Raw genomic sequence first — 8,813 nt, forward strand, 5'->3', positions numbered from 1 at the left:
GCTGCCATCGCTGGCCAGAGCGGCCACAGCAATCACGTTCGGAACGTTGTAACCGCTCGGATAGGCAGCCGTGGCGTCATTGTTGGCACCGCTGTTGCCAGCGGCGGCAATGAACAGGATATCTGCGGCATTGGCGCGGCTGATGGCGTCCTGCAGGGCTTGCGAGAAACCGCCGCCGCCCCAGGAGTTATTGGTGGCGACGATCGGCACGCCCTTGTTCTTCAGGCCGGTGAAGTAATCCACGGCCTTGATGGCGTTGGCGGTGGTGCCGCCGCGGCTGCCGAGGAACTTGGCGCTCATCAGCTTGACGTTCCAGCACACGCCGGCCACGCCGATGCCGTTGCCGCCGACGCCGCCGATGGTGCCGGCCACGTGGGTACCGTGGTCATCGCCCACGCCATCGAAGACGGAGCTGTTGTTACCGTCGAAATCCCAGCCGTAGATGTCATCGACCAGACCGTTGCCGTCGTTATCGACGCCGTCGGCGGTCGCGCTTTCACCCGGATTCTTGTAGGCATTGGCGGCCAGATCGACGTGGGTGTACATATAGCCTTCATCGATGATGCCGACTACCACGCTGGAGCAATTGGTTTTGTTGGCGGCCCAGGCCACGGAGGCCTGTGAGCCGAAGGTGCCGGTCATGCCCCACAGCTTGCCGGCAGTCACTTCCGGATCGTTGGAGGTGGCGGCATGGCTGACCAGCCAGTTCGGTTCGGCGAAATCGACCGCCGGGTCATTCAGGATGGCATCGAGCTTGGCGGACATTTGGGTGCCGGCCGGGAAATTGAAGCGGACCAGTTCGATGTCGCCGTAAACGCCCTGCTTGCTGCCTTTGCGGGCCAGCACATCGGCGGTCACGCCGTTGCCGAGGGCTTTACCCACGCGTGCTTTGTCGGCGGCGGTGGCGAACGAGCGGTATTGAATGATCATTTGGCCGGCAGCATATTGCTTGCCCTGCGCCAGACCTTGCTTGACCAGATCCGGGCGACCGCCGGCATCCGCCGCAGAAGAAACGCCCAGAGCCAGCATGGTGGCCGAAGCCAGTAAAGACAGTCGAATCATGAAGAAACCCCTGAATAATTGTATGGATTGATGGTTGCGCAACGATACGGCCGAGACCGTCCCGTGAATCTGAACATAGTATGAATCTGGACTTAAGTCAAATTCGCGTCCGAATTATATTTAACCTTCATGAATGCTAATGCATACGAATGTAAACTCTTTGCAAAATCGGCGATTCATCCCCCGTCTTGTTGCCGCCGACCATTCCCAATCAACTATTTACAGCCGCTTTCTTCCTGACTTAAAGTAAGGTCAATCCATTCAGGTTGCCGGCCCATGAGTACCAGCATTCACGATTTCCATGACGATGTGCGCAACGCCGACATCCAAATCTGGGTCAATGGCAGCCTGAAGCCCCGGGCCGAAGCCACGGTCTCGGTATTCGACAGCGGTTTCGTGCTCGGCGACGGGGTCTGGGAGGGCTTCCGGGTCGTTGCCGGCCAGCCGGCGTTTTTGGACGCCCACCTCGACCGCCTCTATGAGGGCGCCAAAGCCATCGCCTTGGATATCGGCATGAGCCGCGGCGAAATGAAACAAGCCATAGCCGCCACCTTGCAGGCCAACGGCATGCGTGATGACGTTCATATCCGGCTGATGGTCACCCGCGGCGTCAAGCGCACGCCCTATCAGGATCCGCGCGCCTGCATCGGCCAGGCGACGGTCGTCATCATCCCCGAATACAAGACCCCGAAACCGGAAACCCTGCAGGCCGGCCTGAAACTGTTCACCGTGCATGTGCGGCGCGGCTTTCCGGATGTGCAGGACCCGAAACTCAATTCCCACAGCAAGCTCAACTGCATCACCGCCTGCATCCAGGCCATCGAGGCGGGCGCCGATGAAGGCCTGATGCTGGATCCGCACGGCTTCGTGGCGACCTGCAACTCGACGCATTTCTTCATCGTCCGCAAGGGCGAGGTGTGGACTTCGACCGGCGATTATTGCCTGGGCGGCATCACCCGAGCCAATATCATCGCACTGTGCCGACAGAACGGCATTCCCTGTTTCGAGAAGAATTTCAGCCTGAGCCAGGTCTACGGTGCCGACGAAGCGTTCTGTACCGGCACCTTCGCCGGCGTGGTGCCGGTCCGCGACATCGACGGCCGTAAAATCGGGGACGCCCTGCCCGGCCCGATGGTGTTGCGTCTTCAGCAGCTTTACCGCGAGCTGGTGGACCGCGATGTGACCGTGCGCGGCGCCGACCGTCTGGCATGAACGTGCTGCGACTGGGTCGCTCACGGCATCCTGCCTTCCGCGACACTCGCGCGTCCATGCGCATCGCCATGTGGAGCGGGCCGCGCAATATCTCCACGGCGATGATGCGTGCATTCGAGAACCGCAGCGATTGCACGGTGTCCGACGAGCCGCTGTATGCCGCATTCCTGCATCAGACCGGGCTAGATCATCCGGGTGCGTCCGAGGTCATTGCCGAGGGCGAATGCGACTGGCGCCGGGTGACCGAAACGCTGACCGGCCCGGTACCGGGCGGAAAGCCGCTGTGGTACCAGAAGCACATGAGCCACCATCTGCTGCCGGGCATGGACCTTGAATGGATTCATGGCTTGGCCAATGCTTTTCTGATCCGGCATCCCAATGCCGTGGTCGCGTCCTACATCAAATCGCGCGCCGAGGTGGCACCGGAGGATATCGGTCTGTTGCAGGAGGCCGAGCTGTTCGATGCCATCCGCGAACGTAGCGGGCAAGAACCGCCGGTGATCGATTCCACCGAATTCCTGACCGACCCACGCGGCCATCTCGAGGCGCTGTGCGGGCATTTCGGCATTGCCTTTGAAGAACGCATGCTGCATTGGCCGGCCGGTCCTCGCGACAGCGACGGCATCTGGGCCAAATACTGGTATGACGCGGTCTGGCGTTCGACCGGCTTCGAGGCGCGGCCGGAACGTATACCGACACTCAGCAAAGCCCATCAGGCCATCGCCGATGCCTGCCTGCCGGCCTATGAACGGCTTTATTCCGCCCGCCTGAAGCCGGGCCGATAAAAAAGCCACCTTTGCAGGTGGCTGTTTTGGTGGGCGATACAGGGTTCGAACCTGTGACCCCTACCATGTCAAGGTAGTGCTCTACCGCTGAGCTAATCGCCCGAATCCGGGACGGACATTATACGACAAAGTCCCGCTTTCCGGCAAATCTCAGCTCAGCAAGGCTTCCTGCTTGAGTCGGGCGATGGCATCGCGGCAGGCCGCGGCCTGCTCGAACTCCAGGTTCTGGGCGTGCTTGAACATCTTGGCCTCCAGCTCGTTCAGGCGCTTGGCCAGCTGCTGGGCGGTCAACACCGACACGCCTTTTTCCGGAACGGGCGCGCCCTGCTCCGCTTCGCCGCGGGCACCCTCCATCACATCCATGATCTCGCGCTTGATCGAGGTCGGCACGATGCCGTGCTGGCGGTTGTATTCTTCCTGCTTGGCCCGGCGCCGGTCGGTTTCACCGATCGCGGCCTTCATCGAATCGGTCATGCGGTCGGCATACAGGATGGCTTTGCCGCGCAGATTGCGGGCGGCGCGGCCGATGGTCTGGATCAAGGACCGGGTGGAACGCAGGAAGCCCTCCTTGTCGGCATCGAGAATGGCCACCAGCGACACTTCCGGCATGTCGAGGCCTTCGCGCAACAGATTGATGCCGACCAGGACATCGAATACGCCCAGACGCAGGTCGCGGATGATCTCGACGCGCTCGACGGTATCCACATCGGAGTGCAGGTAACGCACTTTCACCCCGTGCTCGGCCAGGTAATCGGTCAGGTTTTCGGCCATGCGTTTTGTGAGCGTGGTGATCAGCACGCGATCGCCGAGCTTGACCCGTTCGTGGATTTCCGAAAGCACGTCATCGACCTGCGTGGCCACCGGGCGGATTTCGATCTGCGGATCGACCAGCCCGGTCGGACGCACCACCAGCTCGACCACCTGACCCTGTGAGTGTTCCAGCTCATAGGGGCCGGGCGTGGCCGAGACATACACGCTGCGGGGCGCACGGCGTTCCCATTCCTCGAACTTCAGCGGCCGGTTATCGAGCGCCGACGGCAGCCGGAAGCCGAAGTTGACCAGAGTTTCCTTGCGCGAACGGTCGCCTTTGTACATGGCGCCCAGCTGCGGCACGGTGACGTGCGACTCGTCGACCACCAGCAGCGCATCCGGCGGCAGGTAATCGTACAGGCAGGGCGGCGGTTCGCCGGGCATGTGGCCGGTCAGGTGCCGGGAGTAATTTTCGATGCCGCTGCAGAAACCGACCTCGAGCATCATCTCGATGTCGAACTGGGTGCGCTGGGCCAGGCGCTGCGCCTCGACCAATTTGTTCTCGCGGTAGAAGTATTCGAGCCGGTCCTTGAGTTCGGCCTTGATGGTTTCGACCGCATCCAGGATGGTCCGGCGCGTGGTCACGTAATGCGATTTCGGATACAGGGTATAGCGCGGCAGCTTGCGGCGGATTTCGCCGGTCAGCGGATCGAACACCGCGATGTTCTCGATCTCGCCATCGAACAGTTCGACGCGGATGGCTTCGTAATCGCTTTCGGCCGGATGGATGTCGATGACTTCGCCGCGCACGCGGTAGGTGGCACGCTTGAGCTCCACGTCATTGCGGGTGTACTGCATCTCGGTCAGGCGCCGGATCAGTTCGCGCTGGTCGATGTGGTCGCCTCGCACCAGATGCAGCACCATGCGGAAGTACTCGTTCGGATCGCCCAGACCGTAAATCGAGGACACCGACGCCACGATGATGGCATCGCGACGCTCCAGCAGGGCCTTGGTCGCCGACAGCCGCATCTGCTCGATGTGCTCGTTGATCGAGCTGTCCTTGTCGATGAAGGTGTCGGACGCCGGAATGTAGGCTTCGGGCTGGTAGTAATCGTAATAACTGACGAAATACTCGACCGCGTTGTCGGGGAAGAAGCTCTTGAACTCGCCGTACAGCTGTGCAGCCAGGGTCTTGTTCGGGGCCAGCACCAGGGTCGGTTTCTGGATGGCCTGGATGACGTTGGCGATGGTGAAGGTCTTGCCGGAACCGGTCACGCCCAGCAAGGTCTGCGCGGCAATGCCGGACTCGAAGCCGGCAATCAGCTTTTCAATGGCCTGCGGCTGGTCGCCGGCGGGCGAAAACGGGGAAACCAGACGGAAGGGGGTGTCCATGCAATCTTTTTTCGGGGCCAATTGGGGATTTTCGCACACCCCGCCCCCGCTTTCACCTACTTCCGGACTTTCGGGTCCTGTTCAGACTGAAATTCCCAGTTCCGGAGGATACCCATGTCCCGTCATTCCCGCGGTTTTAGCTTGATTGAACTCGTCATCGGCATCTCCGTTGCCGGCATTCTGGCCGGCGTGGCGCTGCCCGCCTTCCTGTCCGCCCGCTATGCCGGGGATTCGGCCGCCGTGCAGGCCTCACTGCTGTCGAGTCTGATGCAGTCTTCCCATAAAGCGGCACTGCATGGCTCAAGGGCCACCCTCTGCCCGAGCTGGGACGGCATCCGCTGCAATACCAGTTTCGACTGGAGCAACGGCTGGATCGCCTTTCTGGACACCAATGCCAACCGCGAGCGTGAACCGGATGAGCGCCTGATCCTGCGCCAGGACGAACTCGAGAATGCCCGCCTGATCAGCAGTAGCGGACGGACCCGGATCGTGTTCCAGGGCAATGGCGGCAATGCCGGCAGCAATGTCACCTTCACCCTGTGCGACCGGCGCGGTGCGGACAAGGCCCAGACGCTGGTCGTGAGCAATACCGGTAACCTGCGCCGGGGTGTGCCGGATGCCGAACGTATCGCCTTGGCCTGCGTTTTCTGAACCGCCGCGCCGCGCTTATTGACGGCAAGGGCGGTCTTGGGCGAAAATACACCCCTTGCCCGAATAGCTCAGCCGGTTAGAGCACTTGACTGTTAATCAGGGGGTCGTTGGTTCGAGTCCAACTTCGGGCGCCAGACACATTCAAAAACCCGCCTTACGGCGGGTTTTTTGTGCGCAAAAGAAACCCCGCCGGAGCGGGGTTTTGCCTTATTGGCAGGGATTGGACCAGGTCAGGGTGACCTTGTTATCCGGAATCGTATCGTTACTGTTGTAATTGCCCGAGTAAGTACAGCTGAGCAGACTGGCATTGGTGGATGCCTCCGCCGTCATTCCGATGTTAATGACGGCAGCATCGGCGGTGGTGAGACTGATGGCGGTGGATTCGCTGCCTTTGGCGCTGTTGGTGACGGCACCAATGGTTCCTGATGAGACCGAAGAGACCGCAAAATTACGGCAGGTGCGCCGCGCATTGGCGATGGACGAGGCCGGTATTGACAGGCCGATATTGGTAATCGTCGTAGTGTTGTTGCCCGTGGTTTTTGAGCAACTGATACCGCTGCTGCCGCCCGTGGCGGTGTAGGCGATTTTCGCACCCTCATAGTTATAGCTGGTGATGTTGAGCGTAGTCGCGCCCAGCGTACTGGTCGTGCAGTTATACGGATTTCCGCCGGCGGAGTAATTGCAGACTACGCTCGGATTGGCGGTAAAGCTCGGATAAGTCGAGGCGCTGGCACCGAACGTATAGTTGGTGACATTGACCTGATACGTACCGCCGGTCGCCGGCGGTGAGCCGCCGCCGATGGCGAACACCTGGCTGTCGTTCAACGTGGTTTCGTCGGTATCGATGGTGTACGACAGCAGGGCTACGCCAGAGTTCGAACTGAAAATGGATGAATAGGCGGTCTGGTTGCTGTTGTTGGTCGGGTTCGAGCCGGGTACCACCTTGCCGCGGACCGGATCGGTCTGGCCGACGCTGTTGGCGAAATCGGCGTTGGTGACCACCAGCTGGGTGCCGGAGGTCGGCGTCCAGTTGGTCAACTCCGACAGATTGATCGAGGTGAACGGCACGTATTTGAGCACGCAACTCTGCAGCGTGGTTACCGCGGTGTTGCAGGCCGACTTGGCATTGGTGATCTTGTCCAGCGCCTCCGGTTCGAGGTAATCGATGAACAGGCCGCGGCTGTGCAGCCATTTGAAATCATTCGTGCGCTGGATGGATATGCTGTCCGGATCGTTGATGCTGCGGGTGGCCTCCAGTGCCTGCACCGCCGAAGCCGTCAACAGCGTGTTGTACGCCGATGGACTGCCCTGGTTGACGATGCGGGCGCCCAGATAATCCAGAACGATGTTCTGGTAATTGGTGGTTGCCGTGGCGGTCGGTGCATAGGCTGCGGCACTGCCGTCATTGCGGGTGGCGAGCAGATTGAAATAATCGTTGTTCATGTCGGCGGCGACACGGAAGATGCCATCGACGCGGATCAGGCGGCAGGCCTCCACATAGTCATCGTTGGCGCCGGCGGCCACCAGCGTGCCGTTGACGATTTTATAATGCGTGTGCGTGGTTCGGCGCGGATCGAACTTCGGCCCGGTCACGCCGGACGGATCATGGTGGTCGCGGCAGCAGGTATTGCAGTACTGGCTCTGCGGCGGCGCATTGTTGGCAATGGTCGCGGCGCCTGACTTCGGGGTGTAGCTTGCGGCTGTCGGTGCGGCATAGCGGAACCCGTTCCAATAGGTCGGGCGGTAGCTGGTATCCGCGGTGTCTTTATTGCTTTCATTGCAGGTACAGCCGACCACCACCGTTTCCACCCGCGACTGGACCTGGGCGGTATTGTTGTTCAGGCCGGCATAAGTCAGCACGTCGAAACGGGTTTCAACCACATGCTGGTTGTTGTTGTTGCCGGCGATTTCCGGTTTCGGATTGGTCGCCGCAGTTTCGGTACCGTTGCCTACGGCAATCGGAATGACGCCTTCCGTCAGGCTCGGATCGTTGATGAGCACACGCGGATAGCGCGGCTCGGAGGATGCCGTGTTGTTGAGTACGATTTTGGCGCCGTCGCCGGGCGAGACTGCGCCGATGGCATCTTCGATGCCGATGTTCTGCGTGTTGCCGTTGGCGTCGGTCCAGCTGACGGTAACGGCAACGCGTTTGTATTCATTGTTGGCGGTAAAGGCCACGCCGCTGGCATCCGCGGCCGGGGTGGCGCCGGTCAACGTTGCGATGGCGGCAAAGGCGCCGGTGCTGGCCTGGTAACCGAAGCGCGTCACCGTCCAGGCGCGCGTATAGCTTACGGCGCTCTCGGTCGCGGTATCGTTGCCGGAAGTGATTGCCTGATAGCCGGCAAGCGTCTGGAATGCACGCAGATCTTCGATCTTGTCCTTGGCCAGCTGCAGGGCGACGGTCTGGGCCTTGGTTTCAGCCGAAGAGCGGATGATGCTGGTCTGCAATGCGGCCAGCGCCATGAGTCCGAAGCCGAGCACGACCACGGCAATCAGCACCTCGATCATGCTGAAACCGCGGGATTTCCGTTTCATAAAAAGCTTGTTCATGTCGGTATCCTCAGAAACCTTCGGTGGCGTCGAGCCAGCTGCCCGGGACCCGCGCGAATTTGGCATTGGCCGGCAGGGTATTCGGATCGGAGTTGATGGCCGTGTTGTCGTAGATGATGTCGATGGTCCCGGCGATGTCGATATCGCCTTCAACCACCAGCGAGCCGATGATCTTGGAATTGCCGACGCCCTTGAATACCGCCGTATTGTTGTTGCTGCGCACGAACAGCAGCCCGAAGAAATCGGTGTTGTTCACCTTGGCCTCGCCCTCAAGCACGACGATCGCCGGATTATTGGCCGAGCCGACCTGCCCCGGCAGATCGCAGGTGCCCTTGATGTAGTAAAGACCGGAGGCTGCGGCTCCCAGCGCATTCAAAGTCGCGCAGCTGATCACCTGTGCACCGAGTTCTT

The 8,813-nt window shown here is 60.8% G+C and carries 7 protein-coding genes and 2 tRNA genes; 4 read left to right on the top strand and 5 right to left on the bottom strand.

Translation table 11 applies throughout. The annotated features are described in order from the left end of the window. On the bottom strand, positions 1 to 1,062 hold a 1,062-nt coding region (locus tag Q0W88_RS09530; RefSeq protein WP_297802816.1), incomplete at its 3' end, for a S8 family serine peptidase. Positions 1,063 to 1,338: 276 nt separating this feature from the next. Here Q0W88_RS09530 and Q0W88_RS09535 point away from each other — a divergent pair. Together Q0W88_RS09535 and Q0W88_RS09540 are read left to right on the top strand one after the other, a co-directional pair. Next, positions 1,339 to 2,274 carry an aminotransferase class IV gene (locus tag Q0W88_RS09535; protein WP_297802819.1) on the top strand — a complete coding sequence of 312 codons (936 nt, stop codon included), beginning with the start codon at positions 1,339 to 1,341 and terminating at the stop codon, positions 2,272 to 2,274. Beyond that, positions 2,271 to 3,059 carry a hypothetical protein gene (locus Q0W88_RS09540; RefSeq protein WP_297802822.1) on the top strand — a complete coding sequence of 263 codons (789 nt, stop codon included), beginning with the start codon at positions 2,271 to 2,273 and terminating at the stop codon, positions 3,057 to 3,059. The genes Q0W88_RS09535 and Q0W88_RS09540 overlap by 4 nt, the downstream gene beginning before the upstream one ends. A 27-nt stretch (positions 3,060 to 3,086) precedes the next feature. On the opposite strand, the gene Q0W88_RS09545 is transcribed toward Q0W88_RS09540, so the two are convergent. Together Q0W88_RS09545 and uvrB are read right to left on the bottom strand one after the other, a co-directional pair. Further along, positions 3,087 to 3,161, bottom strand: a tRNA-Val gene (locus Q0W88_RS09545). 48 nt (positions 3,162 to 3,209) lie between these two features. After that, entirely contained in the window at positions 3,210 to 5,201 is a 1,992-nt protein-coding gene (uvrB, locus tag Q0W88_RS09550; RefSeq protein WP_297802825.1) for an excinuclease ABC subunit UvrB, read from the bottom strand. 114 nt (positions 5,202 to 5,315) lie between these two features. Here uvrB and Q0W88_RS09555 point away from each other — a divergent pair, with 114 nt between their 5' ends. Both Q0W88_RS09555 and Q0W88_RS09560 read left to right on the top strand, forming a co-directional pair. Next, positions 5,316 to 5,852 carry a GspH/FimT family pseudopilin gene (locus Q0W88_RS09555; RefSeq protein WP_297802828.1) on the top strand — a complete coding sequence of 179 codons (537 nt, stop codon included), beginning with the start codon at positions 5,316 to 5,318 and terminating at the stop codon, positions 5,850 to 5,852. Positions 5,853 to 5,909: 57 nt separating this feature from the next. Continuing rightward, positions 5,910 to 5,986 (top strand) — tRNA-Asn (locus Q0W88_RS09560). Positions 5,987 to 6,059: 73 nt separating this feature from the next. On the opposite strand, the gene pilV is transcribed toward Q0W88_RS09560, so the two are convergent. After that, positions 6,060 to 8,402 (bottom strand): type IV pilus modification protein PilV, encoded by a 2,343-nt coding sequence (gene pilV / locus Q0W88_RS09565; protein WP_297802831.1) that lies wholly within the window; start codon positions 8,400 to 8,402, stop codon positions 6,060 to 6,062. Positions 8,403 to 8,412: 10 nt separating this feature from the next. Further along, positions 8,413 to 8,813 (bottom strand): hypothetical protein (locus Q0W88_RS09570; protein ID WP_297802834.1); only part of this gene is annotated, 401 nt, incomplete at its 5' end.

Origin of the sequence: Arenimonas sp. GDDSR-1 (assembly GCF_025980345.1) — a bacterium.
GTDB lineage: Bacteria > Pseudomonadota > Gammaproteobacteria > Xanthomonadales > Xanthomonadaceae > Arenimonas.